Origin of the sequence: Lentzea xerophila, from assembly GCF_051094245.1 — a bacterium.
In the GTDB taxonomy this organism is placed as follows: domain Bacteria; phylum Actinomycetota; class Actinomycetes; order Mycobacteriales; family Pseudonocardiaceae; genus Lentzea; species Lentzea xerophila.
Map to the genome: position 1 here is coordinate 3710234 of NZ_CP194934.1, position 25790 is coordinate 3736023.

Annotated in this window: 35 protein-coding genes; 17 read left to right on the forward strand and 18 right to left on the reverse strand. The window is 69.5% G+C overall.

Features of this window, described 5'->3' with window-relative positions:
- Window positions 1–7 precede the first annotated feature (7 nt).
- Window positions 8–598 (reverse strand): LysE family translocator, encoded by a 591-nt coding sequence (locus tag ACRSBM_RS17610; RefSeq protein WP_434444534.1) that lies wholly within the window; start codon window positions 596–598, stop codon window positions 8–10.
- Window positions 599–706: 108 nt separating this feature from the next.
- On the opposite strand from ACRSBM_RS17610, the gene ACRSBM_RS17615 reads away from it, so the two are divergent.
- Window positions 707–1144, forward strand: a complete 438-nt coding sequence (locus ACRSBM_RS17615; RefSeq protein ID WP_434444536.1) for a VOC family protein — start codon at window positions 707–709, stop codon at window positions 1142–1144.
- Here the strand turns inward: ACRSBM_RS17615 and ACRSBM_RS17620 are convergent.
- On the reverse strand, window positions 1137–2138 hold the full coding sequence (locus tag ACRSBM_RS17620) for a DUF6597 domain-containing transcriptional factor (protein ID WP_434444538.1): 1002 nt from the start codon (window positions 2136–2138) through the stop codon (window positions 1137–1139). The two genes, ACRSBM_RS17615 and ACRSBM_RS17620, sit on opposite strands and share 8 nt — an antisense overlap.
- On the opposite strand from ACRSBM_RS17620, the gene ACRSBM_RS17625 reads away from it, so the two are divergent.
- The 3 genes from ACRSBM_RS17625 to ACRSBM_RS17635 all read left to right on the forward strand — a co-directional run bounded on the left by ACRSBM_RS17625 (window position 2077) and on the right by ACRSBM_RS17635 (window position 6565).
- Window positions 2077–2631 carry a TIGR03086 family metal-binding protein gene (locus tag ACRSBM_RS17625; protein WP_434444540.1) on the forward strand — a complete coding sequence of 185 codons (555 nt, stop codon included), beginning with the start codon at window positions 2077–2079 and terminating at the stop codon, window positions 2629–2631. The genes ACRSBM_RS17620 and ACRSBM_RS17625 overlap by 62 nt on opposite strands.
- Before the next feature lie 8 nt (window positions 2632–2639).
- A complete protein-coding gene (locus ACRSBM_RS17630) occupies window positions 2640–3323 on the forward strand; it encodes an aspartate/glutamate racemase family protein (RefSeq protein ID WP_434444542.1) in 684 nt (227 codons plus the stop codon).
- A gap of 89 nt (window positions 3324–3412) precedes the next feature.
- Complete coding sequence (locus ACRSBM_RS17635) at window positions 3413–6565, forward strand: S8 family peptidase (RefSeq protein WP_434444543.1); 3153 nt, start codon at window positions 3413–3415, stop codon at window positions 6563–6565.
- 70 nt (window positions 6566–6635) lie between these two features.
- Here ACRSBM_RS17635 and ACRSBM_RS17640 read toward each other — a convergent pair whose 3' ends face one another.
- The 5 genes from ACRSBM_RS17640 to ACRSBM_RS17660 are packed head-to-tail and all read right to left on the reverse strand — an operon-like array spanning window position 6636 to window position 9922.
- Entirely contained in the window at window positions 6636–7046 is a 411-nt protein-coding gene (locus tag ACRSBM_RS17640) for a YciI family protein (protein ID WP_434453103.1), read from the reverse strand.
- Window positions 7047–7051: 5 nt separating this feature from the next.
- The gene (locus tag ACRSBM_RS17645) at window positions 7052–7450 is read right to left on the reverse strand and encodes a VOC family protein (RefSeq protein ID WP_434444545.1); all 399 of its coding nucleotides are present in this window, start codon (window positions 7448–7450) and stop codon (window positions 7052–7054) included.
- Window positions 7451–7508: 58 nt separating this feature from the next.
- Window positions 7509–8075 (reverse strand): TIGR03086 family metal-binding protein, encoded by a 567-nt coding sequence (locus ACRSBM_RS17650; protein WP_434444547.1) that lies wholly within the window; start codon window positions 8073–8075, stop codon window positions 7509–7511.
- Between the two features lie 4 nt (window positions 8076–8079).
- Complete coding sequence (locus ACRSBM_RS17655; RefSeq protein ID WP_434444549.1) at window positions 8080–8751, reverse strand: RraA family protein; 672 nt, start codon at window positions 8749–8751, stop codon at window positions 8080–8082.
- A gap of 10 nt (window positions 8752–8761) precedes the next feature.
- Window positions 8762–9922 (reverse strand): MFS transporter, encoded by a 1161-nt coding sequence (locus ACRSBM_RS17660; RefSeq protein WP_434444550.1) that lies wholly within the window; start codon window positions 9920–9922, stop codon window positions 8762–8764.
- Between the two features lie 73 nt (window positions 9923–9995).
- Here ACRSBM_RS17660 and ACRSBM_RS17665 point away from each other — a divergent pair, with 73 nt between their 5' ends.
- The gene (locus ACRSBM_RS17665) at window positions 9996–10733 is read left to right on the forward strand and encodes a DeoR/GlpR family DNA-binding transcription regulator (protein WP_434444552.1); all 738 of its coding nucleotides are present in this window, start codon (window positions 9996–9998) and stop codon (window positions 10731–10733) included.
- Window positions 10730–11281 (forward strand): HAD family hydrolase, encoded by a 552-nt coding sequence (locus tag ACRSBM_RS17670; RefSeq protein WP_434444554.1) that lies wholly within the window; start codon window positions 10730–10732, stop codon window positions 11279–11281. The genes ACRSBM_RS17665 and ACRSBM_RS17670 overlap by 4 nt, the downstream gene beginning before the upstream one ends.
- Here the strand turns inward: ACRSBM_RS17670 and ACRSBM_RS17675 are convergent.
- From ACRSBM_RS17675 to ACRSBM_RS17700, 6 genes are all read right to left on the reverse strand, one after another.
- On the reverse strand, window positions 11260–11796 hold the full coding sequence (locus ACRSBM_RS17675) for a vitamin K epoxide reductase family protein (protein ID WP_434444556.1): 537 nt from the start codon (window positions 11794–11796) through the stop codon (window positions 11260–11262). The genes ACRSBM_RS17670 and ACRSBM_RS17675 overlap by 22 nt on opposite strands.
- Window positions 11793–12389, reverse strand: a complete 597-nt coding sequence (locus ACRSBM_RS17680) for a DsbA family protein (RefSeq protein WP_434444558.1) — start codon at window positions 12387–12389, stop codon at window positions 11793–11795. Before ACRSBM_RS17680 ends, ACRSBM_RS17675 begins: the two co-directional genes overlap by 4 nt.
- Window positions 12390–12440: 51 nt before the next feature.
- Window positions 12441–12818, reverse strand: a complete 378-nt coding sequence (locus ACRSBM_RS17685) for a hypothetical protein (protein WP_434444560.1) — start codon at window positions 12816–12818, stop codon at window positions 12441–12443.
- A gap of 100 nt (window positions 12819–12918) precedes the next feature.
- Window positions 12919–14406, reverse strand: coding sequence for a carboxylesterase/lipase family protein (locus ACRSBM_RS17690; protein ID WP_434444562.1), 1488 nt, complete (start codon window positions 14404–14406; stop codon window positions 12919–12921).
- A gap of 5 nt (window positions 14407–14411) precedes the next feature.
- Window positions 14412–14978, reverse strand: a complete 567-nt coding sequence (locus tag ACRSBM_RS17695) for a TetR/AcrR family transcriptional regulator (RefSeq protein WP_434444563.1) — start codon at window positions 14976–14978, stop codon at window positions 14412–14414.
- A gap of 99 nt (window positions 14979–15077) precedes the next feature.
- Window positions 15078–15977, reverse strand: a complete 900-nt coding sequence (locus ACRSBM_RS17700) for a LysR family transcriptional regulator (protein WP_434444564.1) — start codon at window positions 15975–15977, stop codon at window positions 15078–15080.
- A gap of 90 nt (window positions 15978–16067) precedes the next feature.
- Here ACRSBM_RS17700 and ACRSBM_RS17705 point away from each other — a divergent pair, with 90 nt between their 5' ends.
- A complete protein-coding gene (locus ACRSBM_RS17705) occupies window positions 16068–16838 on the forward strand; it encodes an alpha/beta fold hydrolase (RefSeq protein ID WP_434444565.1) in 771 nt (256 codons plus the stop codon).
- A gap of 5 nt (window positions 16839–16843) precedes the next feature.
- On the opposite strand, the gene ACRSBM_RS17710 is transcribed toward ACRSBM_RS17705, so the two are convergent.
- Window positions 16844–17878, reverse strand: coding sequence for an NAD(P)-dependent alcohol dehydrogenase (locus tag ACRSBM_RS17710; protein ID WP_434444566.1), 1035 nt, complete (start codon window positions 17876–17878; stop codon window positions 16844–16846).
- A 91-nt stretch (window positions 17879–17969) separates the two neighbouring features.
- Here ACRSBM_RS17710 and ACRSBM_RS17715 point away from each other — a divergent pair, with 91 nt between their 5' ends.
- From ACRSBM_RS17715 to ACRSBM_RS17725, 3 genes are all read left to right on the forward strand, one after another.
- Window positions 17970–18560, forward strand: coding sequence for a TetR family transcriptional regulator (locus ACRSBM_RS17715; RefSeq protein WP_434444567.1), 591 nt, complete (start codon window positions 17970–17972; stop codon window positions 18558–18560).
- A gap of 111 nt (window positions 18561–18671) precedes the next feature.
- A complete protein-coding gene (locus ACRSBM_RS17720; RefSeq protein WP_434444569.1) occupies window positions 18672–19511 on the forward strand; it encodes a helix-turn-helix domain-containing protein in 840 nt (279 codons plus the stop codon).
- A complete protein-coding gene (locus tag ACRSBM_RS17725) occupies window positions 19489–19659 on the forward strand; it encodes a DUF397 domain-containing protein (RefSeq protein WP_434444570.1) in 171 nt (56 codons plus the stop codon). Before ACRSBM_RS17720 ends, ACRSBM_RS17725 begins: the two co-directional genes overlap by 23 nt.
- Here the strand turns inward: ACRSBM_RS17725 and ACRSBM_RS17730 are convergent.
- The gene (locus ACRSBM_RS17730; protein WP_434453509.1) at window positions 19634–19870 is read right to left on the reverse strand and encodes a hypothetical protein; all 237 of its coding nucleotides are present in this window, start codon (window positions 19868–19870) and stop codon (window positions 19634–19636) included. The genes ACRSBM_RS17725 and ACRSBM_RS17730 overlap by 26 nt on opposite strands.
- Window positions 19871–19923: 53 nt before the next feature.
- Window positions 19924–20616, reverse strand: coding sequence for a hypothetical protein (locus tag ACRSBM_RS17735; protein WP_434444571.1), 693 nt, complete (start codon window positions 20614–20616; stop codon window positions 19924–19926).
- A 128-nt stretch (window positions 20617–20744) separates the two neighbouring features.
- Here ACRSBM_RS17735 and ACRSBM_RS17740 point away from each other — a divergent pair, with 128 nt between their 5' ends.
- The 5 genes from ACRSBM_RS17740 to ACRSBM_RS17760 all read left to right on the forward strand — a co-directional run bounded on the left by ACRSBM_RS17740 (window position 20745) and on the right by ACRSBM_RS17760 (window position 23187).
- Window positions 20745–21209, forward strand: a complete 465-nt coding sequence (locus ACRSBM_RS17740) for an SRPBCC domain-containing protein (protein WP_434444572.1) — start codon at window positions 20745–20747, stop codon at window positions 21207–21209.
- The gene (locus ACRSBM_RS17745) at window positions 21206–21568 is read left to right on the forward strand and encodes an ArsR/SmtB family transcription factor (protein WP_434444573.1); all 363 of its coding nucleotides are present in this window, start codon (window positions 21206–21208) and stop codon (window positions 21566–21568) included. The genes ACRSBM_RS17740 and ACRSBM_RS17745 overlap by 4 nt, the downstream gene beginning before the upstream one ends.
- Window positions 21565–22026 carry an SRPBCC family protein gene (locus tag ACRSBM_RS17750; RefSeq protein WP_434444574.1) on the forward strand — a complete coding sequence of 154 codons (462 nt, stop codon included), beginning with the start codon at window positions 21565–21567 and terminating at the stop codon, window positions 22024–22026. The genes ACRSBM_RS17745 and ACRSBM_RS17750 overlap by 4 nt, the downstream gene beginning before the upstream one ends.
- 26 nt (window positions 22027–22052) lie before the next feature.
- Window positions 22053–22829 (forward strand): isocitrate lyase/PEP mutase family protein, encoded by a 777-nt coding sequence (locus tag ACRSBM_RS17755; RefSeq protein WP_434444575.1) that lies wholly within the window; start codon window positions 22053–22055, stop codon window positions 22827–22829.
- Window positions 22830–23010: 181 nt separating this feature from the next.
- Window positions 23011–23187 (forward strand): hypothetical protein, encoded by a 177-nt coding sequence (locus ACRSBM_RS17760; protein WP_434444577.1) that lies wholly within the window; start codon window positions 23011–23013, stop codon window positions 23185–23187.
- A gap of 3 nt (window positions 23188–23190) precedes the next feature.
- Here ACRSBM_RS17760 and ACRSBM_RS17765 read toward each other — a convergent pair whose 3' ends face one another.
- A complete protein-coding gene (locus ACRSBM_RS17765; protein ID WP_434444579.1) occupies window positions 23191–23682 on the reverse strand; it encodes an FBP domain-containing protein in 492 nt (163 codons plus the stop codon).
- Between the two features lie 67 nt (window positions 23683–23749).
- Between ACRSBM_RS17765 and ACRSBM_RS17770 the strand changes: the two genes are divergently transcribed.
- Window positions 23750–24319, forward strand: coding sequence for a TetR/AcrR family transcriptional regulator (locus ACRSBM_RS17770; RefSeq protein ID WP_434444581.1), 570 nt, complete (start codon window positions 23750–23752; stop codon window positions 24317–24319).
- Between the two features lie 16 nt (window positions 24320–24335).
- Here the strand turns inward: ACRSBM_RS17770 and ACRSBM_RS17775 are convergent, their stop codons facing one another.
- Window positions 24336–24734 carry a VOC family protein gene (locus tag ACRSBM_RS17775; RefSeq protein ID WP_434444582.1) on the reverse strand — a complete coding sequence of 133 codons (399 nt, stop codon included), beginning with the start codon at window positions 24732–24734 and terminating at the stop codon, window positions 24336–24338.
- A gap of 92 nt (window positions 24735–24826) precedes the next feature.
- Between ACRSBM_RS17775 and ACRSBM_RS17780 the strand changes: the two genes are divergently transcribed.
- The gene (locus ACRSBM_RS17780; protein WP_434444583.1) at window positions 24827–25789 is read left to right on the forward strand and encodes a helix-turn-helix transcriptional regulator; all 963 of its coding nucleotides are present in this window, start codon (window positions 24827–24829) and stop codon (window positions 25787–25789) included.
- The last annotated feature ends 1 nt before the right edge of the window (window position 25790 follow it).

The window sequence follows — 25790 nt, forward strand, 5'->3', positions numbered from 1 at the left end:
CGACTGCTCAGGTGAGTGCGAGCTTCACCCCGAGCGCCGCGAACGAGGCCGCGAAGAACCGCCGCAGCCAGACCATCACCCGCGGGCGCGCGAGCACCCGGTTGCGCATCGACGCCGCGAACACCCCGTAGACGGCGAAGACGGCGAACGTCAGCGCCATGAACACCGCGCTCAACGTGACCATCTGACCGAAGCCCGTCGCGAACTGCGGCAGGAACGCCACGAAGAAGATCGTCAGCTTCGGGTTGAGCAGGTTGATCAGCACCGCCGACACCACGATCTTCCGTGCCGACGCCGGTGCGGACGAGGTGTCCACGACCAGTTCGCTCTTGTCCCGCAACGTGCTCCACGCCAGGTACACGAGGTACGCGACACCCAGGTACTTCACGATCTCGAACGCCACGGCGCTTGCGTGCAGCAGCGCGGCCAGGCCGGTCACGGTGGCCAGCACGTGCGGCACGATCCCCAGAGTGCAGCCGAACGCGGCGATGACGCTCGCCTTGCGTCCGTGCGCGAGGCCGGCCGACAGCGTGTACAGCACACCGGTGCCGGGCGTGGCGACCGCGATCAACGTGGTGATCAGGAAGGCGAGGCTCATACCGACGACTCTGCCGCCCAAGCGGTCCAACTGACAGGGCCAAAACCGACTTTCGAAATTGGACCACTTTCGGTGTCGAGATCCGGCAGGACGCTCCGTCCCCTGGACATGACCATCAAGCGCATCGACCACGTCGGCATCACCGTCACCGACCTCACGGCCGCCGTCGCGTTCTTCGAGGACCTCGGCATGGAGCTGGAAGGCAAGGCGCACATGGAGGGCGCGTTCGTCGACGACGTCATCGGCCTCGACGGCTCCCGCAGCGAGATCGCGATGATGCGCACCCCGGACGGCCAGTACAAGGTCGAGTTCAGCCAGTTCGAGACCCCGCGGAGCATCGACGGCGCCTCCGGCGGCCCGATCCACGCCCTGGGCCTGCGGCACCTCACGTTCGTGATCGACGACCTCGACGACACCCTCGTCCGCCTCAAGAGGCACGGCGCCGAGCTGGTCGGGACCGTCGAGCGGTACGAGGACGTCCTGCGGCTCGTCTACGTCCGCGGCCCCGAGGGGATCATCGTCGAGCTGTGCGAGTACCTCACGTGAGCGCCCGCGCGTAGGCGGTGGGGGAGACGCCGACGGTCTGGGTGAAGTCACGCACGAGGTGGGCCTGGTCGCTGTACCCGAGATCCGCGGCCAGTCGAGCCCACTCGACCTCGGACTCGGCACGCTCCAACGCCTCGTGGATGCGGTACCGCAGGATGACCCACTTCGGGCTCACACCGACGTAGTCCGCGAACAGCCGTTGCATCGTCCGCACCGCAACGCCGCAGTCCCGCGCGAAGTCCGCGACCCGCCGGATCTCCCGGTCGTCCCGGATCCGCTGGGCCAGCTCCATCGCCAGCGACGCCTGCGGATCGGCAACCGGTCCCATGCCCAGCAGGAACGCGTCGAGCGCTGCCACCCGCTCGTCCTCGTCCTCGACTCCCAGCACCAGCGACGACGCGACGTCGAGCCGCACGTGCCGCCCGGTCCACTCGGACACCGGTTCAGCTCGGAAAGGCCGGAACCCGCCGGGCCGGAACTGCACACCGGCCACCCGGATCCGCCCGTCCAGCACGCGGCTGAACAGCCCCAGTCCGACCCCGGCGATCTCCGGTTGCGCGTACCCGTGCTCGAAGACGATGTTCACGGACGGATGCGGCACGACGTGTGTGGTGTACGGCGCGTCCAAGTGACCGTCGATCAGCCAGTAGTGCTCCAGATACGGCTGCAACTCCGCGCACGGCAGACGGCGGCGGAACCTCACACGAGCGAAAAGCTCGCGCGCGTCCACGATCCCCCGAGTGTCCCGTCGCGGCCCCTGCACAGCGCCGATCCTAATGCTGCGCCAGTCAGCCTTTGCCCCGTATTCGGTGCTCAGACTGCCGCGAGGCGGCCCGCTGAGCGCCGAAGACGCGGCGAAGGTTGGCTGACGCAGCACTGGGTTGGCGCGTTTCTTCAAGAACGCCCACACGCACGGAAATACCGTCGGCACCATGAAGCTCAGCGTCCTGCTCGACCGCGCCCGCGACCACGCGTTGCCCGTCATCGCCACCATCACCGACGACGACCTGACCAAGCCCACCCCATGCGCCGACTACGACGTCCGCGCCCTGCTCGACCACCTGCTGCACGTCGTCGTGGAGTTCCAGAAGCTCGCCGTGAAGCAGGACGCCGACTTCAGCCACACCCCGTCCTACCCGGACTGGCGCGACCGGTACCCGGCCGAGACGGCCAAGCTCGTCGAGGCGTGGGCACAGCCCGGCGCGACGGACGGCATCGCCGGGAACATGCGGATGCCCGCGCAGACCGTCGGCGGGCTGGCGCTGCTCGACCTCACCATCCACGCCTCGGACCTCGCCCAGGCGACCGGCCGGCGCTTCGAGCCCGATCCCGAGGTGCTGGCGGAGGTCGCGAACCTCGTCGCCCAGATGGGGCCGACGGCCGTCGAGTGGAACGTCTTCGGCCCGCCGGTCGAGGCATCCGCGGACGCGTCGGAGTTCGAGCGGCTGCTCGCCACCACCGGCCGCGACCCGCGCTGGAGTGCTTGACTGGCACCATGCTGACGATCGGAATGCTGGGCGGAATGAGCTGGGAAAGCAGCGCGGAGTACTACCGGCTCGCGAACGTACTCGTGCGCGAACGCCTCGGTGGCCTGCACTCCGCGAAGGTCGTGCTGCACTCCGTCGACTTCGCCGAGATCGAACGCATGCAGGTCGAGGGCAGGTGGGACGACGCGGGCAAGGCGCTCGCCGAGGCCGCCGCACAGGTGCGGGCCGGCGGCGCGGACTTCTTGCTGATCTGCACCAACACCATGCACAAGGTGTACGACGAAGTGCAGGCCGCCGTGGACATCCCGGTGATCCACCTCGGCGACACCACGGCCACGGCGATCAAGGCCGCGGGCCTCACCACGGTCGGCCTGCTCGGCACCGGCTTCACGATGGACCAGCCGTTCTACCGCGAACGCCTGGAGTCGCACGGCCTGAAGGTGCTGCTGCCGTCCGAGGACGACCGGGCGACCGTGCACCGGATCATCTACGACGAACTGTGCCTGGGCATCGTCCGCGACGAGTCCCGCCGCGCCTATCAAGACGTGATCGCACGGTTCGAAGGGGCAGAGGGGATCATCCTCGGCTGCACCGAGATCGAACTGCTGATCACCCAGGCTGACGTGCCGCTTCCCGTCTTCCCGACGACCCGCCTGCACGTCGAGGCGGCCGTGGAGCGCGCTGTTCTGTGAACCGTTGATGTGACCGGCCGCACAACGCGACCACTCTGGGAAGTGTCTCTGTCACTGAGAGCCATGCAGTGAACCCAGGGGAGTTCGCGTTGAAACGATCACACATCGCCGCCGGGCTGACGGCTGCCGTGGTTGCCGCCACGGCAGCCGTTCCTGCTTCAGCGGCGCCACCGGAACAACACGTGCAGGCCGACGGCCTGACCACGAAGGTCACGCTCATCACCGGTGACGAGATCACCGTCGTCGGCGGCAAGGTCCGGGCCAGAGGAGCCAAGGGCAGGGAGGACGTCGGGTTCCGCACCTTCAAAGACCCACAGGGCGACCTGCACGTCGTCCCGCTCGACGCCCAGGCCCGGCTCGCCTCGGGTGAACTGGACGAGCGGCTGTTCGACGTCTCGCTGCTGGCCAGATCCGGCTACGACGACGCGTCCACCAGGACCATTCCGCTGATCGTGCAGGGGCAGGGGATCAGCGCCGCGAACGCCGAGCCGTTGCCCAGCATCGGCGCGCACGCGGTCAAGGCCGGCAAGGACGGCGGGTTCTGGGCCGGTGCCCGGGCGGCGGGCACCGGCAGGATCTGGCTCGACGGCAAGGTGACCGCGTCACTGGACCGCAGCGCCGCGCAGGTCGGCGCGCCCCGGGCGTGGGAGAAGGGCTTCACCGGCAAGGACGTCACGGTCGCGATCCTCGACACCGGCGTCGACGAGACCCACCCGGACCTCGCGGGCGCCGTCGTGGAGTCGAAGAACTTCTCCGACAGCGACACCACCGACGACCGCGTCGGCCACGGCACGCACGTCGCGTCCACCGTCACCGGCGACGGCAAGTACGAGGGCATCGCACCCGACGCGAAGCTCATCAACGGCAAGGTGCTCGGCGACTACGGCGGCGGGCGGGAAAGCGACATCATCGCCGGCATGGAGTGGGCCGCGACCAAGGCCAAGATCATCAACATGAGCCTCGGCAGCTCGTGGCCCGACGAGGGCACCGACCCGATGTCGCTCGCGCTCAACCGCATCACCGAGCAGACCGGCGCGTTGTTTGTCGTCGCCGCCGGCAACTCCGGTGGCCCGATCGGCTCCCCCGCGTCCGCCGACGCAGCCCTCACCGTCGGCGCCGTGGACCGCGACGACAAGCTCGCCGACTTCTCCTCACGCGGCCCGCGCTGGGTGAACAACGCGGTCAAACCCGACATCACCGCGCCGGGCGTCGACATCGTGGCCGCCAAGGCCCGCAACGGCCAGATCGGCACGCCCGCCGGCGACGCGCACGTCGCGCTGTCCGGCACGTCGATGGCCACGCCGCACGTGGCGGGCGCGGCGGCGATCCTCGCCGCCAAGAACCCCGCGTGGAAGGCGGAGGACATCAAGGCCGCGCTGATGAACTCGGCGAAGCCCAACCCGTCGTTGAGCGCCTATGAGCAGGGCGCCGGACGTCTCGACGTGGGTCGCGCCGTGTCGACGGCCGTCTCCACCGACCACGGCAGCTTCTCGCTTGGTACCGCGTTGTGGCCGCACGACGACGACAAGCCCATCACGCAGAAGCTGACCTACCGCAACAACGGCACGTCTGAGGTGACGATCGATTTCAGCGTCGCCGACGTGAAGCCGGCCGCGAACGGCCTGTTCAGCGTCTCGCCCGCGAAGCTCACGATCCCGGCGGGCGGCACCGCCGACGCCACGGTCACCGCCGACACCAAGGCCACCGTGCCGGACGGCATCTACAGCGCGGCGGTCGTGTCGTCCGACGGCACCCGCACGGTGATCGGCGTGAACAAGGAGGTCGAGAGCTACGACGTGAAGGTCACGTTCCTCGACCACGACGGCAAGCCCACGACGAACTACAACTACCGGTTCGTCGACGTGAACCAGCCCAAGGCCTACTTCCGGTCCCTCCCAGCCGGCGCGCTCGTGCAGCGCCTGCCGAAGGGGACGTTCTTCCTGGACGGGTCCATCCACACGCCCAACGCCGACCCGACCAAGCGCGGCACGACGACCACGCTCACCGAACCGGCGCTGGAGGTCAACGGCAACGTCGACCTCGTGCTCGACGCACGGCACGGCGTCCAGCCGTCGATCAAGGTCGAGCGGGAGACCGCCCCGGCGTCCGCCGAGCTGGTCTTCGACATGCAGGCCAACTGGGGCGCCACCGGTGGCTCCTGGTACCTGAACGACTTCGAGAGCCTGCGCGTCCGGCCGTCGACGACGTCCTGGCCGAAGTTCCGGTTCCACGCACAGTCGGTCATGGCAAAGCCGGACGGCGGCGGCGGCTTCGCCGGCAGCCCGTACCAGTACCACGTGCGGATCAGCGAGAACGGCCGCGTGCCCGAGAACCTCCAGCGCTCCGTGAAGGACCGTGAGCTCGCCAGGGTCGACTCGGTGACGCACGTCCGCGTGCCGGGTTCGATCGGCCAGCGCGACAGCGGCGCCTCGGGCCCGCTCCCGTTGCGGCTCAAGGAGTTCTACACGCCCGACGTCGCCTGGGACGGCTCGCTGACCGAGTTCGCGAAGCTCGGCGAGTACCCGGCGTACGGCAGCCAGTACTCGGGCTTCGGCCGCGTGTTCAAGCTCGGCCGCACCACCACCGAGCACTGGAACAGCGCCGTCTACGGCCCCGGCCTGCCGCACGACGCGCGGTACGTCCGCCATGCCGGACGCGTGGGCGACCTGCTGCGCCTGAGCGTGCCGATGCACGGCGCGGAGGGCATGATCGGCGTCACCGGTGAGACGGCGGGCCGCACGACCGTGACCGTCGACGGCAAGGTGATCTCCGACCAGCCTTCCTCCGGCTACGCCTACATCCAGGGCGTGCCGGCGGAACGCAAGCGCTACCAGGTGCACACCGAGTCGGCCCGCGACGGCCAGTCGTCGCGGATCACGGCCGCCTGGTCGTTCACCTCCGAGCACGTCGCCGGCGAGGAGTACCAGCCGGTGCCGCTGCTGGCGGTCCGGTTCACGCCGCGACTCGACGAGTCCAACCGGGCCGGTCGCGTCGTCACCGTGCCGATCACGGTGGAGCGCAACGGCACGGGCAAGGTCACGGACATCAAGGACCCGGCGGTGCAGGTGTCCTACGACGAGGGCGCGACCTGGAAACCGGTGCCGCTGCGCAAGAACCGCGGTGGCTGGCAGGTCACGCTGATCCACCCGCACGGCGCGAAGAACGTGTCGTTCAAGGCGCGGGCGGCGGACGCGGACGGTGAGGTCCAGCAGACCATCATCCGCGCGTACGACCTGAAGTAGCTTCTGCGACCGCACGCGGGGCCCTTTCATACTGTGTGACAGTACGAAAGGGCCCCGCGTGCGCTCACGGCTACTTCTTGTACGGCGCCAGGGTTTCCGGGTCCACGTCGGGCGCGGACATGATCGGGTGCACCTCGATCGGCTGGTTCAGCAGCTTCCCGCCCGGACCGGGGCACGCCGAGGCCTTGTGGGCGATCTCGAGCAGCCGTTCGCGGCTGTCGACCTCGACCACCCAGTACCCGGCGATGACCTCCTTGGACTCCGCGAACGGCCCGTCGACCACGAGCGGACCGTCGTCGCCGCCCCGCACCACGAACGCCCGCGCCGGCCCGCTCAGGCCCTCGGACTGCAGCAGCTCACCGGACGCGCGCAGTTCGGCGTCCAGGTCGCGCATGTAGGCGACCATGCGGTGCAGGTCCTCGTCCGACCACGCGGCGACGCCCTCCCAGTCCTCCTGGTTGCCGCCGTAGCTGACCAGCATGTACTTCACTTCCACTCCCCACCGGTAGCGCGGGCCTTGATCTCCTGCACGGCCCAGCTGTTGCCGTCCGGGTCGTCGAAGAAGATGAACGACCCTCCGTCCGCCTCGTTCATGCGCACGATCTCGCCGACCTCGACACCGCGTTCGACGAGCTGCGCGCGGGCCTTCTCCAGGTCGGAGACAACGAGTTGCACGCCCTTCAACGAGCCGGGCTCGCCCTTGACGATGCCCTTGCCCAGCACGATCGAGCAGCCCGAGCCGGGTGGCGTGAGCTGCAGGACGCGGGTGTCCTCGTTGAACGTCGTGTCGTGGTCGACGGTGAAACCGAGCTGCTCGGAATAGAAGTGCTTCGCCCGGTCGAGGTCCGACACCGGTATGACGACGACTTCCAGGGTCCAGTCCATGGCCGTGCTCCTTCTTGGCTGGTTTCAGCGGTCGCCTTGCACTGACCCGTCGACGTGCTCAGACATTTTTCGACACGGGGTTCCGGCCCACATACCCGAGGAGCCGGTCCTGCAGCGGGGCGTCCGGCGGCACCGGGACCTCCGCGCCGTAGACCTCGATGCCGGGACCGAACGCGCCGGGTGTGCGGAAGCGTTCCATCAGCTCGGGCGGCACCGCCGTCGCGGTGGCCCAGAGGCGTTCGACGTCCGCCGCGGGGATGGTCTCGTCCTGGCCGGTGGCGCGGGCGAGGTCCCAGCCGTGTAGCACCAGGTCATCGCTCACGACCTGGTCGACGTGGTCTTCCAGCGTCATCGGGCCGGCCGGCGTGGAGACCTCGGCCCGCGCCCGGCCGGAGTCGAGCGCCTCCTGCACCTGGCGGCGGGCCTCGCGGAAGTCCGTGAGCGGGTCGCCGGTGCGGGGGATCGCCACGCCGAGCATGACGCCGTGCATCTCTATGACGTGGTCCACGACCTCGAGCGCCGTCCACCTGGCGCACGGCGACGGGTTGCCCCACTGCTCCGCGCGCACCTCCGAGACCTTCGCCTCGAACGCGTCCGCGCGGGCGCGGTACCTCGCAGAGATCATGACCTCACTCCTCGACGGCGCCGCCGATCTCACGCAGATGCTCGCGGAACGTGAGCCCGCTCGCCAGGTACTCGCTGAACCGCAGCTGGCTGCGCAGGGACTCACCCTGTCGCACTCGGTCCGCCTGCGCTCGTTCGACGTCACGGATGCTGGTGGCCTTGGCGACCAGCGAGTCCACGTGGGAGGCCGGCAGGAACAGAACGCCGTCGTCGTCGCCGAACACGACGTCGTCGGTCGTGACGGTCCACTGGTCGACCTCGGCCGTCGAGAGAGCCTCGGGCGCACGGTCGCGCAGGCTCAGCGGACCGGTCGGGTTCGCGCCGAGGCTGAACACGGGCAGCCCGATCGCCCGGATGTCCTGGGTGTCGCGGTGCAGCCCCCAGATCACGACGCCCGCGAGGCCGGCCTGCTGTGCTTCGAGCACGACCAGGTCACCCACGCAGGCCTCGTCGGTGCGGCCGCCGTTGTCGACGACCAGCACGTCGCCGGGCTGACCGCGTTCCAGCGCCTCCAGGAAGACGTCGACGCTGCCCGCGTGCCGGGCGGGCAGGACGCGACCGGACGTCTTCGTGCCGGGGACGACCGGCTTGAGACTCGCCGTGCGGACCGGGATGTGGGACCGGATGCAGGCGTCGGCCAGGTGTGCGGTGGTGAGATCCAGTTCGGCGAGATCCATGCGGGCATTCTTACGCCGAGACGCGCTCCTCGGCGGATTCGGTCCGCAACACGCCAGCGGACAGCGCCGCGACCAGGCACAACGCCACCGGCAGCAGGAACGCGATGTTGAGCGGCACGACGTGGGTCAGCCAGCCGATCACCGCCGGTCCGGCCAGCACGCCGAGGTAGCCGAGCCCGGCTACGCGCGAGACGTTGGCGGCCGCCGCACCGGGTTCGGCGTGCCCGGCCGCGCTGAAGAGCTGCGGAACCGTGCCCGACAGGCCGATACCGGCGATCGCCCAGCCCACCAGGGCCAGCCAGATCCACGGCGACAGCGCCGCGGTCGCGATGCCCGCCGCACCGATCACCGAGCCCCAGCGCAGCACCGCCATCGGCCCGATCTTCGCGGTGACCCGGTCCGCGAGCAGCCGTCCGATGGTCATCGTCGTGGCGAACGCACCGTAGGCGAGCGCCGCGATCTGCGGCGAGGCGTCGAGGATGTCCTGCAGGTGCAGCACGCTCCAGTCGTTGGCCGCGCCCTCGCTCAGCATCACCAGCAGGGCGAGCACCGCCATGATCCAGATCCGGCGCGGCACCTTGCGCTTGCCGGTCTGCCCGGTGGCGTGCTGCTCCTCCTTCTCGTCGAGCAGCAGCCGCGCGGTCACCAGGCTGACGACGACGCCGAACACGGCGGCCGCGCCGAGCGTCGTGGCGGGGGAGAGCTCCCAGCTCAACGTGCGCGCGCCGGTCAACGCCGCCGCCACACCACCGAGAGACCACGTCGCGTGGAACGCCGACATCACGGGACGGTTGTAGTGCCGCTCCACCACCACGGCGTGCGCGTTCATGCTGACGTCGATCAGGCCGTTGCCGACGCCGAAGATGAGCAGTGCCGCACCGAGCGTCCACTGGTTGACGGCCACACCGGGCAGGAAGGCCGTCACGCTGCACACGACACCGGCGATCGGCGTGATCAGCTTCACGCCCAGGCGGTCGGTGATCTTGCCGCCGATCCGCATGCCGACGAACGCCCCGAGCCCGAGCAGGAGCAGCAACCGGCCGAGCTCGGCGTGGGTGATGCCCGTGCGGTCCTCGACCGTGGGGATGTGCACGAGCCACAGCCCGAGCAGGAAGCCGTTGAGGCCGAAGTAGGTGAAGGTGGCCACCCGCGCGGCCTTGAGAGCGTTCACACGGACACGCTAACGAACGGTTCGCATGTTCGAAAGATTGAGTTTCGAACATCACTGATGTTCAATCACGGTCGTGTCCCGACTGAAGCAGATCACCGAGGCGGTCCGCGACGCCGGTTCGCTCGGTGTGGCGGACCTGGCGCTGCTGACCGGTGCCTCCGAGATGACGATCCGCCGTGACCTGGAGGTCCTGGCCGCGCAGGGCGTCCTGGAACGCTTTCGCGGCGGCGCCCGCAGCCTGCTGTTGCGGGGCGAGGAACCCCCGTTCGCGTTGCGTTCGGACGAGAACATGGACGCGAAGCGGCGCATCGCCGCCGCCGTGGCCGCCCTGATCGCGGACGGCGAGTCGGTCGTGCTGGACAGCGGCACCACGTGTCTCGAAGTGGCCCGCCTGCTGCACGACAGACGCGTGACCGTCATGCCGTTGTCGCTGCATTCCATGAACGCGCTGTCTTCGTCGTCGACGCTCACGCTGCTGGTGCCCGGCGGCCGCCCCCGTCCCGGCGAGCTGGCCCTGACCGGACCGCTGACCCTGGCCTCGCTGCAGGCCCTGCGCTTCGACACCGCGGTGATCGGCTGCTGCGGCCTGTCGGCCGAGCACGGAATGACCGCTTTCGACCTGGAGGACGCCTCGGTGAAACGAGCCGCCATCGCCTCGGCCCGGCGCGTGATCGCCGCCGTCGACGCCTCGAAGCTGACCCGCACCGCGCTGGCGTTCGTCGCCCCGGTGTCCTCGCTGGACGCCGTGGTCACCGACGCGGACGGCGACGCGGGGCTGACGGCCGCGGGCGTGCCGGTGGTGACGGCATGATCGTGCTGTTCGACATGTTCGGCGTGATCGCCCGCGACCAGTCACGGGAGGTCATGGACACGATGAGCGTCGACCCGTCGTTCTGGGAGGCGTACTGGGCCCACCGCCCCGGCTACGACCGCGGCGACGTCACGGCCGAGGAGTACTGGCGGCTCGTCGGGCACCCGCCGCTCGTGGAGCAGGACGTCGCCAGCTGGAGCCGCGTCGACTACGAGATGGTGGCGCTGCTGCACGAGCTGCACAACGCCGGCCGCCGCATCGCGTTGCTGTCCAACATCCCCGAGGACCACGCCCGGAACCTCGAACGCGCGCACGCGTGGCTCGACCTGTTCGAGGTGCGCGCGTTCTCCTGCCGCATCGGCGCCGCCAAACCGGAACGCAAGGCGTTCGAGTGGTGCCGCGACCGGCTCGGGGACGGCGACATCCTGTTCGTCGACGACAGGCAGGAGAACGTGGTGGCCGCGCGTGAGGTCGGGATGCGCGGCCACCACTTCACCGGGATCGCCGGTCTGCGCGAGGTGCTCGGTCAGACCAGCGACGACCAGTAGAACCAGAACGCCTGCAGCACACCGGCGATGATCAGCAGGTACCACAGGATCAGCACGACGCTGTGGTACTGGAACCCCGGCCGGATGTTGCGCAGCGTCGTGTACCAGAAGATCGGGATCGTCACCGCCCACACGACCATGCAGTACGGGCACAACGCGCCGATCTCGTACAGCGACTGGAAGATCAGCCAGTGCACGAACAGCACGCCGAACGTGACCCCGACCTGCAGCCCGATCCACACCCACGACGGCAGCGGCACCCCGGCGAGCAGGAGCACGCCGATCGTCGTGACCACCGCGAACCCGGCGATGCCGAGCAACGGGTTGGGGAACCCGAACACGTCGGCCTGGGCGGTCTTCATGACCGAGCCGCAGCTCAGCACCGGGTTGATGCTGCACGTCGGCACGTAGAACGGGTCTTTGAGCAGCGCGATCTTCTCGATCGTCAGCACGAACGAGGCGACCAGGCCGACGAACCCGCCGACCGCGAGCACCCATGCGACCAGACGGTTCACGAGAGCACCTTGTCGATCGCGGCCTTCAGGTTGGCGTAGGACGGAGCGCCGGAGAACTTGGTGCCGTTGATGAAGAACGTCGGCGTGCCCTGCACGCCGGCCTCGCTGCCCTCCGACCGCTGGGCGAGCACCTTCTCGCGCAGCGCGGGGTCGTCCAGCGCCTTCTCGAAAGCGGCCTGGTCGAGCCCGAGCTGCTGCGCGAACCCGTCGAACGCCGCGCGCTGCGAGGTCTGCTGCCCGGCCCACTCCTGCTGCGAGTCGAACAACAGCCCGAACATCTCGTCCCGCTTGCCCTGCGCTCCCGCGGCCTCGACCGCGACGGCGGCGAGCTCGGAGTTGCGGTGGCTGGGAATCGGGAAGTGGCGCACGTCGAACGTCACCCGGTCGCCGTACTCGGACCTCAGCCTCTCCACACCGGAGTAGGCGGCGCGGCAGGCCGGGCACTCGAGGTCGAGGTACTCGACGACGGTCACCCTGCCGTCGGCCGACGGGGGTGCCGCGGTGGTGTCGTTGCGGCTGAACAGGAGGAAGCCGGCGATCACCACTGCGACGACACCGACGATGACCAGGGACAGACGAGCGTTTTTCGACATGGCAGAACTCCACGTGAGGCGAAGGGAAGAGGACCGAACGACGGGTTCGGTCTAGGCGCGCAGCACGCAGAGCTGCGTCAGCCGCACTTCCAGCCGACGTGAAGGGGGAGACAGAACAGCAGGCAGGCGCACCAGCGGCACCGGGATCGAGCGAGACCGCCGCAGCAGGGCGAACCCGATCAGCACCGCGAGCGCCACCACGAGACAACAGCCCGCGACGAGGATGCCTTCGAGCAACGACGAACCGTCGTCCACGTCATCAGCCACGTAGGCGATCGCGGACGTGGCCGACGTGGGGCACTGCGCGGTCCAGGCGAACTCGGTCTCGCAGGGGGTGCCCTGCATCATCGCCACCCCGGCCACCAGCGCGAGCACGGCGAACACCCGCGCGAGATACGCGCGGGTTCGCGAGCTGCGGGTGCCGGGCACACCTCCAGGGTAGCGATGATCGGAATCACACTCCGCTGAAGGTCGGCGTTCACGCCCACGGGGCGGTCGTGGTGCTGACCAACCCGACCCGCTCACTCGCCTACTCCCAGAACGCCAACTTGTGGATGCCCGCGTAGTCGACCGGACCGATCGCACCCGGAGCCAGCGACTGCACGTACTGCCCCTCGGAGAACCGCGGCCACCCCGGCGTTCCGGTGCGGGCGAAGTCCGTCCACGCCTTGATCATGTGGTCGGACAGCCCGCGGTCCTTGCTGAAGGAGGCGTCCGGGAACAGGTAGTCGATGTCGGATGAGTGGTTCGCGCCGTGCAGCTCCTTCGGGAACTCCGGGCTCGTCGCGGCGTTGCGGTCCGCGAACTCGAACGCGTAGACGGGTGCCTTCTGCGCGTACAACGTGTTCTGCCGGAACGTCGCTCGCGCCCACACGCGATCCGTCAGCACCGTGGCCCAAGCCTGCTTCGGCGACGCGTAGGCACTGGCCAGGTACTCGCGCTCGATCTCGGCCGCGCGATCGGGGAACGCCTCCCGCAGCAGCCGTGAGTAGTCCTCCGCGGACATCGGGCCGGGCCGGAACAGTCCGACGAAGCTGTTGTGCTCGTCGCGGGTCGCCCCGACGAGCATCGGCACGTTCGCGTACTCGCCGGCCGCCAAGGACTCGCCGGGCAGCTTCGGCAGCAGTTCGCCGCCGTACCCGACCGGCTGGAAGATGTTCATGATCTGTGGGTGGCCGAGCAGCTTCTCCACCGGCAGTGCCCGCAGGCACTCGACGTCCGCGCAGCCCAGCTCGCCGGCGACCATCGTGCCGATCTCCTGGATCTCCGGCACCGGCCGCCACGCGAGCGAGGGGAGTGCCTCCAGGTCCGGGTACCAGGCACCCTTCGGCACGTCCACCAACGTGAACGAGCTGTGCATGATCGCCTTGTGGAACAACGGTTTCCGCCCGATGAGGTGAGCGCTGACAGCCGTCGCGCCGAACGACACCCCGAACAGCGTCACGTTGCCCGGATCCCCGCCGAACGCGGCGATGTTGCGCTGCACCCACTCCAGCGCGGCCCGCTGGTCGAGCAACCCGAACTCACCGGAGTGCGGGAGGCCCGGCAACCCGAACCCGCCGAACACGCCCATCCGGTAGTTGAAGGTCACCACGACGACATCGCCTTGCCGTGCCAGGCGTTCCGCGTCGAAGTAGTGCCCGGCGCCGATCGCGCCGTCGCCGTGCACCCACACCAGCACCGGCTTGCGGCCATTCGTCGAAGGCGTGGTGACGTTCGCGAACAGGCAGTCCTCGTCCGTGCTCGTCGTCTCCGAGTAGCTGGACCCGACCTGCGGACACGGACTGCCCGGAGTCAGCGCGTCCCTGACCTCGCCCCAGGCGGCCGCGCGCACCGGCGGCTTCCACCGCTCCGGCTTGGCCGCGTAAGGAATCCCCTGGAACCGCAGGTGCCCGTTCCGCACCTCGCCCCGGACCTGTCCGGTGTCGGTCGTGACGACGTCCGGCGGCACCGCATCCCCCTTCCCGCACGCGCTCACCAGCAGCATTGCGGCCAGCAACAACGTCCCCCGACGCATGATGATCAACCCTTTGTGGCCAGCTCGACGGCCGCGACCAGCTCCCGTTCGCAGACGTCGAGATCGAGTGCCCCGGACCGCAGCACGACGCCGTTGCGCATCGCGAGCACGAACACCGCCATCACGTCCGGGTCGAACGCGCGGAAGTCGCCGGCCACCTGCCCCTGCCTGAGGAGGCCGGCGAGTGCCACGTGATCGGAGTCGGCGACGCCCCCGTCGGTCACCGCCGCGTGTGCCCTGATCCGCAGGAACGCGAGCATGTCGGCGCGGTGCTCACGGAGGAACGCGATGTTCGCGCGCAGGAACGCCCGCAGCTCCTCCCTCGCCGTGCCCTGGCCCATGCGTTCGTTCACGAACGTCCCGAACCGCGCCAGGATGTCGGCGAACACCTCGTCGACGAGCTCCTGCTTGTTCCTGAAGTGGTACGAGATCAGCCCCGTGCTGCTCAGGCCCGCCCGCGCCGCGATCGCCCGGAACGACGTCTCCGCGTAGTCCAGCTCGGCGATCGTGGCGATGGCCGCCTGGACGATCTGCGCCCGGCGGGCCTGCTCGGTCACGGACTTTGCTCGCATGAGCAAAAATTAGCACAGCTGAGCAAACTGCGGGGTCGTCACCGCGAAGGATGTGCCGCACGCAGGCGACCGGGGGCGGAGATCCGCGCTCCAAGTGGTTCAGCGCGGTGGCGACGACGTGACGAGGAGGTTCTCCGCGGATCTGACGAACTCCGCGACGAGGAGGTTGGTGTCGGCCGCCCGGATGGCAACGACGACCTGGGCGGGCTCGATCTCGTCGACGGGAACGGCGACCAGGTCGGGGCGAAGGCTGTACCGCCGGTCGCCGGCCGGGACGACGGCGATGGCGCTCCCGCCGGCGATGGCTTCGAGCTTGTCGTCATAGGTGTCGGCGAGCGTCGGGCCGAGCGGGGCCGGTGTGGCGTCCGGACGGGGTTCGAGCCGCCAGAACCCGGTCCACTCGGATCCCATGCCGGTGCAGCCGACGAGCGATTCCGCCCAGATGTCGGCGGCGGTGACCGACTCCTTGCCGGCGAAGCGGTGCGATGCGCTCACGAGCACGACCCTGGGTTCGGCGTAGAGCACCGTCAGGTCGAGGTCGTCGGCCGGGATCGGCAGCGGTGTGCGGATGACCAGGGCGTCGACCTGCTGGTCGAGCAGGACGCGGGCGTCCTGCGAGCCGATGTGGCGGGTGCGGACGTGGACGTCGGGATGGCGGTGGCGCAGGTCGCGCACGGCGGGCGTGATGATCAGGTCGTCGGCGTGCCCGATGGTGATCGTGCGGGCCGGCGCCGCGGCCTGCGCGGTGAGCACCGCCTGTTCGGCGGCGTGCAGCAGTTGCTGTGCCTGCGGCAGGAACGCCGCGCCGGCGGCGGTGAGCCGGGTGCCCTGGGTGGTGCGTTCCAGCAGGCGTACGCCGAGGCTGTTCTCGAGCCGTTGGATCTGACGGCTCAGGGAGGGCTGGGCGACCCGGAGCTCCTCGGCCGCGCGGGTGAAGTTCAGCTGGTCGGCGACGACCGCGAAGTATCGGACCAGCCGCAGGTCCAGGTCGGGAACCATGTCCGCAGCGTACTTGTCATACCGATACTGCATAACGATGTGCGGAACAGGTCTTGGACGGTCGTTACCCACCACTGCTGTTGTTGTCGTATGACCATTGTTTTCGTCAACGGTGTGCCGGTGACTTCCGCGGTGTGGACGCCGCTGATTCACGAACTGTCCGAGTCCCAGCCGCGGGAGATGGTTCCGCTCTCGCCTCCCGGCTTCGGTGCGCCACTTCCCGAGGAGTTCGGGGCCACGTTCGACGACTACCGCGACTGGCTCATCGACGAGCTGTCCCGCTTCGATGAGCCCGTGGACGTCGTGGGCCACGACTTCGGCGGTGGGTTCATCCTGGAGGTGGCGATGGCCCGTCCCGATCTGATCCGCAGCTGGGTCAGCGACACCATCGGCGGTTACGAGGCGGACTTCCGCTGGCACGACATCGCGAGGCTCTGGCAGACGCCGGGCGACGGGGAGCGCCACGTCGAGGAGCTCTTCTCCGGCGACGTCGGCCAGCGGGCGGCACGCATGGTCGGCTGGGGGATCCCCGAACCGGTGGCCCGCGAGGTGGCACTGGGCCAGGGCCCGGAGATGGGCAGGGCCATCCTCGCGCTGTACCGGTCCGTGCCCCGGGAGACTCTGGCCGAGCGCGGCCATGATCTGCCCAGAGCCGCTGCCAGGCCTGGTCTTGTTCCGGTCGCGATCGAGGACCTGACGGTCGGCAGCGCGGCCCTGCGTCACCGCGCCGCCCGGCGTGCCGGCGCTCGCGCCGTCGACCTCGACGGTCTCGGTCACTGGTGGATGCTCCAGGAACCGGCGCGGGTGGCCCGCGTGCTGTCCGATTTCTGGGCCGGCCTGCGAGCGCAGACCGGCGCCTGATCACGTCAGCCGAGGTCCGACAGGTCGAGAACGAAGCGGTAGCGGACGTCACCGCGGCCGAGCCGGTCGAGGGCCTCGGTCACGCGGGCCGACGGGAGGGTCTCGACGTCGGCGGTGATGCCGTGGGTGGCGCAGAACTCCAGCATGGCGGCGGTGGCGGGAAGGCCGCCGCTGCCCCCGGAGCTCAGCTTCTTGCGACCGAGGAGCAGGTCCATCGTCTCCACCGTGATGGAGCCGAGGTAGCCGACCTGGCTGAGCGTCCCGTCGACGGCCACCAGACGCAGGTACGGGCCGAGGTCGTGGGGCACGGGGATCGTGTCGATCAGGACGTCGAACCGGTCGCGGGCGGCGGCCGTGCTGTCCGAGTCGGTGGAGACGACGATGTCGCGCGCACCGAGCCGCACCGCGTCGGCCGCGCGTTCCGCCGACCGGCTCACCACCGACACCTCGGCGCCCAGGGCCGCGGCGAACTTGACCGCGAGGTGGCCCAGCCCTCCCAGCCCGGCCACCGCGACGCGCGTTCCCGGACCCACGCCCAGGGCACGCAACGGTTCCCACACGGTGATCCCCGCGCACAGCAACGGCGCCGCGGCAGCCGGGTCCAGCCCAGGCGGCAGGGGATAGGCGAACCTCTCCCGCACGACGTATTCGCGGGAGAAACCGCCCAGCGTCGTAGTTCCGTCGTGGCGATCCGTGCCGCCGTAGGTGAGCGTGGGGAACTCACGGCAGAAGTTCTCCTGGCCCGCCGCGCACATCGAGCACGCGCCGCACGAGTCAACGATGTTGCCGACCGCAACCGGATCTCCGACCGCGAACCCGGTCACGTCCGGGCCGATCTTCGTGACCGCGCCGGTGAACTCGTGACCAGGTACCAGCACATCGTCACCGTTGTGCGCGTGCACGGCGTGCAGGTCGGTGTGGCAGACCCCGCAGAAGTCCACGCGTACCGCGATGTCGTCGCGGCGCAGGTCACGCCGGGAGATCTCCACCTCGCGCATCTTCCCGGGGCCGTCGGCCTGCCAACCGGTGGTGCTTCGCATGACGCTCCTTCAAACAGACTGTTCGGTCTATTTCGAGGCTAGGCGTGTTCGACCGGAAAGTAAACCGACTGGTCTGTCGTACAGTTTTCCCATGTCCGACCAGCAGCTGACCGCCCGGGGCGCCGCCACCCGGCAGCGCATCATCGACGTCGCGACCCGCGAGTTCGCCGAACACGGCATCGCCGGAGCCCGCATCGAACGGGTCGTCGCCGCGGCGCGCACGAACAAAGCCCAGCTCTACGCCTACTTCGGCAACAAGGACGGGCTGTTCGACGCGATCTTCTTCGGCTCGCTGGAACGGATCGTCAACGTCGTCCCCATCGACGCCACCGACCTGGCGGACTGGGCGGTCCGCCTCTACGACGAGTACCTGCGCAACCCCGACCTCATCCGGCTCGCCACGTGGGCCCGCCTCGAACGACGCCCCACCGGCCACCTGGTCGCCGAGACCGACCGGCTCGACGCGAACAAGCTGCGCGCCATCACCGAGGCGCAGGAGGCCGGTCTGGTGCGCGCCGGCGACCCGTTCGACCTGATGGCCATGGTCATCGCGATGTCGATGGCGTGGTCGCCGGTCAGCAACGTCTACGCGGCCACCGCCGGCGAACCCGCCGAGGTCCACGAACGCCGCCGGGAGTTCCTGCGCGACAGCGTCCGTCGTGCCGTGGCGCCCGGCCCGTGAGGTTTGGAAGACCGCCAAACAACATGCTTTCAGGTTGACCTTCGCGGAATGGGTGGAGCCAAACGGAAGCGCGGCTCTACCTTGTCCCGCATGCCTTTGCGGAGATCAACGGTGCGCGGCCGCGAGTTCGGCGACGCGATCCGGGCGCTGCTGCGGGCGGCGGGCCTGACGAACCGAGCCGCCGCCGACCTGTTGGGCTGGCAGGAGGCGAAGGTCTCCGAACTGGTCAACGGCAAGGAAGGCGTGAGCGACGTCGACCTCGCCAAGCTGCTGGGACTGCTGCGCACACCGCCCGCCGAGTGCGACCACCTGATGGCCCTGCACCACGACGCGCACATCAGGGATTGGTTGCAGCCGACCGGTTCCGGTGTGCCAGATCGGGCTCGCACCCTGCGAGAACACGAGAAGATCGCGTCAGACATCACCAGTTGGTCGATGAACGTGGTTCATGGCCTCCTGCAGGTGCCCGACTACACCTTCTACCTGGCCAACTCGGCGGTGAACGTGAAGGACGTCCCGGCTGTGGTCCGCACCCGGCTGGAGCGACAGCAGTCGGTTCTCGACGGCCACCGCACGATCACCATCTTCATGCACGAACACGCACTCCGGCTTCCAGTCGGTGATGCCGCTGTGATGGCTGAACAACGCCATCACCTGCTCCGCCTCTCTGTGCGTCCCTACCTCACAATTCGCTTGATTCCGACGACGGTGGGCCCGCACGCGGGCCTTGCCGGGGACTTCGACGTCCTCAACTTCAAGAAGATCCCACCCATCGTCTACTTGGAGAGTCACGGCGCTAACGTCTTCCTCGAAGATCAGCCTTCTGTCGAGCTCTACGAGAACGTCGTCAAGTCACTCGGACGGACGGCGTTGGACGAGGCGCAAACCAGGAAGCTGATCACTGACATCATCGGTGAGGAGGCTCGTGATGAGCAGGTGGCGCAAGAGTAGTTACAGCGCTAACGACGGCAACTGCGTCGAGGTGGGCCGCGGCGTCGGTATCCGGGACAGCAAGTCGCCCTCCGTCGAACTCCCGCTCACGACCCACCAGTGGTCAGGCTTGCTGCGCATGGTCAGGACTGGTCCCACGGCGAGGTGACCGAGTCGTCCCACTCGTCGTCGAGGTCCTGCCGGGGCCGCGGCGCGTCCGGCAGCAGCGGCGGGTCGAGGATGCTCGCCGTGACAGCGACCGCATGACCTGGGCGCCCTCGGCGGCGGCGGTGGCGAAGTGGTCGCGGCAGGCGAGGCTGTTCGCGGCGGCGATCACGCGAGCGGCGTAGCCGGTTCAGCTCATTCCGGCGTCGTTCCACGTGCCTTCCATCATCGCCCGCGACCCACCGATGGACGCGGTTGCCACGTCAGGTCAAGGCCGGCTGACCAGCCGCCACCGCTTGGTGTCGAAGTCCCAGTCGTAGCGAGGCCGTCCGCCGGGGGGACGGCTCAGGAACGGTGCTCCGCGGTCGCTGATCTGCAGCACGCCGGACTTCCCCGCGCTGGTCCAGTGCAACTCGGCCAGCCACTCGACGTCCTGCCCGCCGAGTTCGAGGTCCACCACGAAGTGCTCGGGCTCGGCGTGGTGCACGACGTACGGGAACTCGGCGCTCTCGCTGTGTGCCCGGTTCGGGACGACGGAGACGCTGCTGCGCGCGCTCAGGTCGGCGCGGAACCACTTGGGCTCGAGTTTGTAGAACAGCTGCGGAGAGAACAGCTCGATGCCTCCGGCGGGTGCGGCGGGACGGCGAGCGGTGACCGCGATGGTGAGATCGGTCAGCACGACCGCCTGCGGGCGGGTGCCTTCCACCAGCAGCTTCAGGCGGGTGTTGTCCGGTGGCTCGTCGCCGTGCGGGAACTCGAGCATGTTCCCGGTCCCCGTCACTGCCTCGATCGGCGTGTAGACCACGGAGTGCATGCCGTACCGCTCTTTTGTCCACGTCAGCGTGGGCGTGACCACCAGAGGAGTCTCGTCGGGCACGAGGTCCGGGAGCAGGAATCGGCCACCGTGGAGCTGCCGGACCTGGATGACCACGCCGCTCGTTTCGTTCCGTACGCCGTCCATGCGCGAACTGTATCGAGGACCAAACCTCTTGACATCGCCAGCCGGTGCGCAACCGAAGGTTGCGCCAACTGGGATCTGCGGCTAGCTTCAAGTGCAACCGATGGTTGCACTTGAGTCAGGAGAGCAGCATGGAACACGGAAGTATCGAACGCGAGCTGCGCATCGACGCCACCCCCGAGGTGGTCTACGAGGTGGTCAGCTCTCCCGAGCACCTGCGCGAGTGGTGGCCCGACGACGCCGAGCTCGACGCGGTGCCCGGTGGCACCGGCCGGATCTCCTTCGGCGACCCGGCCTCGCCGGACGTGAAGGTCGAGCACCTCACCGTCGTGGAGGCTGATCCGCCTCGCCGGTTCGCGTTCCGCTGGGTGTACGACCAGGGCGAGTCGGCGGCACCGGGTAACTCGCTGCTCGTCACCATCGACCTCCTGCCGTCCGGTGACGGCACGGTGCTGCGCTTCAAGGAAAGCGGCTTCCGCGAGCGTGGCTGGGAGGCCGCCGTGCTGGAGCAGGCCTACAGCGACCACGTGCGCGGCTGGGACCACTTCCTCCCGCGTCTCGTCGCGCGCGCCAACAGCCTGGTGGCGCGGCCGTGAGCACCGCGATCGACGACGACCTGTGGTCCGCGGTCGGCGACCCGACCCGCCGCCGGATGCTCGACCTGCTGCTGAGCGGCGAGGGCGGCACCGCGACCACGCTGAGCGAGCAGCTCCCGGTCACCCGGCAGGCGGTCGCCAAGCACCTCGGTGTGCTCGACCGCGTCGGCCTGGTGCACGCGACGCCGGCCGGACGTGAACGCCGCTACGAGGTGGACGAGGCGCAACTGGCCCGCGCGGTCGCCCAGCTGTCCATGGTCGGCGCGACCTGGGACGCCCGGTTGCAGCGGATCAAGCGGATCGCCGAGCGGATCCAGCGCGACAGGACCGACCAGAAGACAGGACAGGATCACTCATGACGACGCAGGTACCGCGCACCGAGCGCAGCTACTCCACCTCGTACGCGGTCGAGAAGTCACCGGACGAGGTCTTCGCCGCCGTCCTGGACGTCCGCGCCTGGTGGACGGGAGAGATCGAGGGGCTCGCGGACGAGGTGGGTGCCGAGTTCACCTACCGGCATCCCCCTCAGCACTACAGCCGTCAGCGCGTGACCGCACTGGAGCCGGGCCGCCGCGTGGTCTGGCAGGTCACGGACAGCGACCTGTCCTTCGTCTCCGAACCGGCCGAGTGGACCGGCAGCGAGATCGTGTTCGACATCGTCCCCGCGGGTGACGGCGCCGAGCTGAGGTTCACCCACGTCGGCCTGGTGCCGGACGTCGAGTGCTTCGACGCCTGCTCCGCGGGGTGGTCGCACTACGTCAACGGCAGCTTGCGCAGCCTGATCACCACCGGGCAGGGTCTGCCTGACCCGTGGTGACGCCACCGATGATCAAGGAGAGCGTGATGTCCGATCAGGCTGACAAGGCCGATCTTCTGCGTTCGCTGCACGTTCCGGGAGATCCCCTCGTGCTGGCGAACGCGTGGGACGTCGCCAGCGCCCGCGCTGTCGTCGACGCGGGGTTCCCGGTGGTCGCGACGGCGAGCAACGCGATCGCCGCTGCACTCGGTCACGACGACGGTGAGGGCGCGCCGAGGGACGAGATGATGTTCATCGCCGCGCGCATCGTGGCATCGGTCGACGTTCCTGTCACGATCGACGCCGAAGCCGGGTACGGACTGGCTCCCGGCGAGCTGGTCGAGCTGCTCACCGGGATCGGCGCCGCCGGCTGCAACATCGAGGACACCGACCACGCGAACGGCGGCCTGGTCGCCCCGGACGTGCGGGCCGCCTATCTCGGCGAAATGCGGGCGGCCGCGAACCGGATAGGGGTGCCGCTGGTCATCAACGCCCGCGTCGACTCGTTCTTCACCGCCTCGCCGTTCACCGGCGAGCGGAGGCTGGCCGATGCCATCAGCAGGGCGCGGGTGTACTGGGCGGCCGGCGCGGACTGCGTGTTCGTGCCGGGGGCTGGTGCGGACGACCTCCGCGCGGTCGTCACCGAGGTCGGTGCCCCGGTGAACGCCGGTCTGCCGTTGCCGGGCGGGTCGTTGGAGGACCTGCGTGCAGCTGGTGTCGCCCGCGTGTCGGTCGGTCCGCAGCTCTACCGCAGCGCGCTCGGCCACCTGCGCGCCGACCTCGAGCAACTCGCCGGAGCGGCCAGCTACGCGCCCACCGCGTGACGACCGGCTACTGAGCCGTGGTGACCAGCCCGTCTCCAGCGTCCTGGTCACCACGGTTCGTCCACACAGTCCTGATGCCGCTCAACCCGACGATCGTCGGGATTCGCGAAATCGGCGCCCAATCGGACACTGACGGGTGCATGCTGGTGTGCGACAAACCTCGACCCGAGGACTGATGACCATGACGAGTGCGACCGCGGGATCCCGCCACAGCTGGGAGTCCGATCTGGAGCGCTACCGAACAAGAGCGGTCCAGGTGCTCGACACGCACCTGCCCGCGACCACCGGCTGCACCGAGTGCGGCGACCCGTGGCCCTGCGCCCGCGCGTGCTCGGCCGAGCTGGTGCTGGAGCTCTGACGCCTACGAGCTCACCCGGCCGAGGAACGCACGGACACCGGTCACGAGCCGCTCGACCTGCTCGTCGAGCGTGATCGACTCCTTGAACCGCGACCCCGGCCCGGCGCTCTTCCTCCCGCGCAGGTACAGCGAGCACGCCAGGTCGGCGCACACGTAGGCGCCGACCGAGTTGCCCAGTTGCCCGGACTTCCCGGCCTTCCGCGCGGTCATCAACGACACGCCATCACCGGAATGCGTGGTGAGGCACCACGCGCACATCATCTTGCGCGCGTGCCCGGCCTGCGTCGCCCGCCGCAACGCGATGCCGACGAGCCGCCCGTCCAGCTCGATCACCAGGTACGAGCGGTCGGGTGCGGCCGGGTCGGTCCAGCCGAGGAAGTCGAGGTCGTCCCACTTCCGCTCGCCCAGGTCCCTGGGCACGTGCATGCGCTTCGCCTCGCCCTTGGTGGAATTGACGAAGGACGCGCGGATGTCGGGTTCGGTCAGCGGCTTCATGACCAGGAACGCTAGGCTTTCCTAGAGGTCCTAGGCAAATTATTATGAGCCTTAGGAAGGGTGATCGATGGCACGCGCGGGCCTCACGGCCGACCGCCTCACGCAGGCGGCGGCGGACCTGGCGGACGAGGTCGGGTTCGAGAACGTGACGGTGTCCGCGCTGGCCCGCCACTTCGGCGTGAAGGACGCCTCGCTCTACTCGCACATCCGCAACGCCCAGGACCTGCGCGTCCGCCTCGCCGTCCTGGCCCTCGCCGAGCTTGCGGACCAGGTGGCCGAGGCGATCGGTGGCCGTTCGGGCAAGGACGCCCTGGTGGCGTTCGCCGGCGCGTACCGGCGTTACGCGCGTGAGCACCCCGGCCGTTACTCGGCGACGCAGATGGCGCTGGACCCGGACACGGCGGCGACCAGCGCGGCCGGCAAGTACGCCGAGATGATCCGCGCGATCCTGCGCGGCTACGACCTGTGGGAACCGGACCAGACCGACGCCGTGCGGCTGCTGCACAGCACGTTCCACGGGTACGTCTCGCTGGAACGCGCCGGGGCGTTCCACAGCCACCCGCGCGGAGTCGAGGCGTCCTGGATTCGTGCGCTGGACGCACTCGACTCCTTGCTCCGGGCGTGGCCCGCGGCCTGACCTGACCGGACGAACCTCAGCGGGCGAACTTCTCGATGGCGGCCGGGGTGACCGGGGTGAAGAAGTTGACGAGGTTGCCGTCGGGGTCGCGGAACAGCAGCGCGCGGTTGCCCCACGGCATCGTGGTGGGTTCGGTGACGAAGTCCTCCACGAGACCGGCGAGGTTGCGGTGCACGGCGTCCACGTCGTCGACGAGGAACTCGATGATGACGCTGCGGTTGACGCCCGGCTCGGCGGAGCCGGGTCCGAACAGGCCGACGGTGCGGGTGCTGCCGATCGCCAGGGTGGCGGTCGCGGTCCTGATCTCGGCGAAGTCCTCGGTGGCCCAGTTCGCCGGCACTCCGGTCGCGCGCTCGTAGAAGCCGACGAGGCGCGCGATGTCGCCGGTGATGATGCGGATCGAGACGAAGTCCACGGGGTTCTCTCCTGGTCGTTCGGTGCTGATGACCGCACGTTAGGAGCAATACCGGACAGAACTCGCCCGGTATTTGCGGAATACTTTCCGGCGTGCCCCGGCCCATCGCTCGCGTGCTCGCGCTGCTGGAACTCCTGCAGTCCGGAGGTGTCCGGACCGTGGCCGAGCTCGCCGACCGGCTCGGCGTCGACGAGCGCACGGTCCGGCGGTACGCCGACCACCTCCTCGACCTCGACGTGCCCGTCGAGTCGGTGCGCGGCCGCTATGGCGGCTACCGGCTCGCCTCCGGGTACCGCATGCCTCCGCTGATGCTGAGCGACGACGAGGCGCTCGCCGTGCTGCTCGGCCTGGTCGCGGGGCGCCGAGCAGGCCTGACGACGGCCACCGGCGCGGCGAGCGAGACGGCGGCGGCGAAGATCCGGCGGGTGCTGCCCGAACGGCTCGGTCGCAGGCTCGACGCCGTGCTCGGCTCCACGGCCTTCACCGCCCCGGCCGGCGAGCCCTCAGCCCCGCAGGCCTCGGTCCTGCTCTCGATCGCCGACGCGGTGAGCCACCACCGGCCGGTCTCGATCCGGTACACCGCCGCCGACGGGCGGCACAGCGAACGCACGCTGCACCCGTACGGGCTCGTCGCCCATTCGGGCCGGTGGTACGTGACGGGCGCCGATCCCGCGATCGGCGAGGACCGGACGTTCCGGCTGGACCGCATCGCGAGCGCCAGGACCCTGCCCGGCTCGTTCGACCCGCCCGACGGACTCGACCCGGCGCAGCGGGTGCTGACCGGACTCGCCACCGCTCCGCACCGGCACGAGGTGTCCCTGCGGATCCGGGGGACCGCCGAGCAGATCCGCACCCGGCTGCCCGCGAGCGTCGCGGTCGTGGAGCCGGGCACCGCGGACTGGTCCCGCGTCACGCTGCGGGTGGAACGGCTCGACTGGCTGCCCGGCGTCCTCGCGTCGCTGGATCTGCCGTTCGTCGTCGAACAGCCGGACGAGCTCCGCGACCTCGTCGTGGCACTCGCGGACCGGCTCACCCAGTCGGCCCGGCAGCGGTGAC

Bases quoted from the DNA above. Each gene is read 5' to 3' on its own strand.
- ACRSBM_RS17610 (WP_434444534.1), bottom strand. From the start codon at position 598: ATGAGCCTCGCCTTCCTGATCACCACGTTGATCGCGGTCGCCACGCCC.
- ACRSBM_RS17615 (WP_434444536.1), top strand. From the start codon at position 707: ATGACCATCAAGCGCATCGACCACGTCGGCATCACCGTCACCGACCTC.
- ACRSBM_RS17625 (WP_434444540.1), top strand. From the start codon at position 2,077: ATGAAGCTCAGCGTCCTGCTCGACCGCGCCCGCGACCACGCGTTGCCC.
- ACRSBM_RS17620 (WP_434444538.1), bottom strand. From the start codon at position 2,138: ATGGTGGCGATGACGGGCAACGCGTGGTCGCGGGCGCGGTCGAGCAGG.
- ACRSBM_RS17630 (WP_434444542.1), top strand. From the start codon at position 2,640: ATGCTGACGATCGGAATGCTGGGCGGAATGAGCTGGGAAAGCAGCGCG.
- ACRSBM_RS17640 (WP_434453103.1), bottom strand. From the start codon at position 7,046: ATGCTGGTCAGCTACGGCGGCAACCAGGAGGACTGGGAGGGCGTCGCC.
- ACRSBM_RS17645 (WP_434444545.1), bottom strand. From the start codon at position 7,450: ATGGACTGGACCCTGGAAGTCGTCGTCATACCGGTGTCGGACCTCGAC.
- ACRSBM_RS17650 (WP_434444547.1), bottom strand. From the start codon at position 8,075: ATGATCTCTGCGAGGTACCGCGCCCGCGCGGACGCGTTCGAGGCGAAG.
- ACRSBM_RS17655 (WP_434444549.1), bottom strand. From the start codon at position 8,751: ATGGATCTCGCCGAACTGGATCTCACCACCGCACACCTGGCCGACGCC.
- ACRSBM_RS17670 (WP_434444554.1), top strand. From the start codon at position 10,730: ATGATCGTGCTGTTCGACATGTTCGGCGTGATCGCCCGCGACCAGTCA.
- ACRSBM_RS17680 (WP_434444558.1), bottom strand. From the start codon at position 12,389: ATGTCGAAAAACGCTCGTCTGTCCCTGGTCATCGTCGGTGTCGTCGCA.
- ACRSBM_RS17690 (WP_434444562.1), bottom strand. From the start codon at position 14,406: ATGCGTCGGGGGACGTTGTTGCTGGCCGCAATGCTGCTGGTGAGCGCG.
- ACRSBM_RS17695 (WP_434444563.1), bottom strand. From the start codon at position 14,978: ATGCGAGCAAAGTCCGTGACCGAGCAGGCCCGCCGGGCGCAGATCGTC.
- ACRSBM_RS17700 (WP_434444564.1), bottom strand. From the start codon at position 15,977: ATGGTTCCCGACCTGGACCTGCGGCTGGTCCGATACTTCGCGGTCGTC.
- ACRSBM_RS17705 (WP_434444565.1), top strand. From the start codon at position 16,068: ATGACCATTGTTTTCGTCAACGGTGTGCCGGTGACTTCCGCGGTGTGG.
- ACRSBM_RS17710 (WP_434444566.1), bottom strand. From the start codon at position 17,878: ATGCGAAGCACCACCGGTTGGCAGGCCGACGGCCCCGGGAAGATGCGC.
- ACRSBM_RS17715 (WP_434444567.1), top strand. From the start codon at position 17,970: ATGTCCGACCAGCAGCTGACCGCCCGGGGCGCCGCCACCCGGCAGCGC.
- ACRSBM_RS17725 (WP_434444570.1), top strand. From the start codon at position 19,489: ATGAGCAGGTGGCGCAAGAGTAGTTACAGCGCTAACGACGGCAACTGC.
- ACRSBM_RS17735 (WP_434444571.1), bottom strand. From the start codon at position 20,616: ATGGACGGCGTACGGAACGAAACGAGCGGCGTGGTCATCCAGGTCCGG.
- ACRSBM_RS17740 (WP_434444572.1), top strand. From the start codon at position 20,745: ATGGAACACGGAAGTATCGAACGCGAGCTGCGCATCGACGCCACCCCC.
- ACRSBM_RS17750 (WP_434444574.1), top strand. From the start codon at position 21,565: ATGACGACGCAGGTACCGCGCACCGAGCGCAGCTACTCCACCTCGTAC.
- ACRSBM_RS17755 (WP_434444575.1), top strand. From the start codon at position 22,053: ATGTCCGATCAGGCTGACAAGGCCGATCTTCTGCGTTCGCTGCACGTT.
- ACRSBM_RS17760 (WP_434444577.1), top strand. From the start codon at position 23,011: ATGACGAGTGCGACCGCGGGATCCCGCCACAGCTGGGAGTCCGATCTG.
- ACRSBM_RS17765 (WP_434444579.1), bottom strand. From the start codon at position 23,682: ATGAAGCCGCTGACCGAACCCGACATCCGCGCGTCCTTCGTCAATTCC.
- ACRSBM_RS17770 (WP_434444581.1), top strand. From the start codon at position 23,750: ATGGCACGCGCGGGCCTCACGGCCGACCGCCTCACGCAGGCGGCGGCG.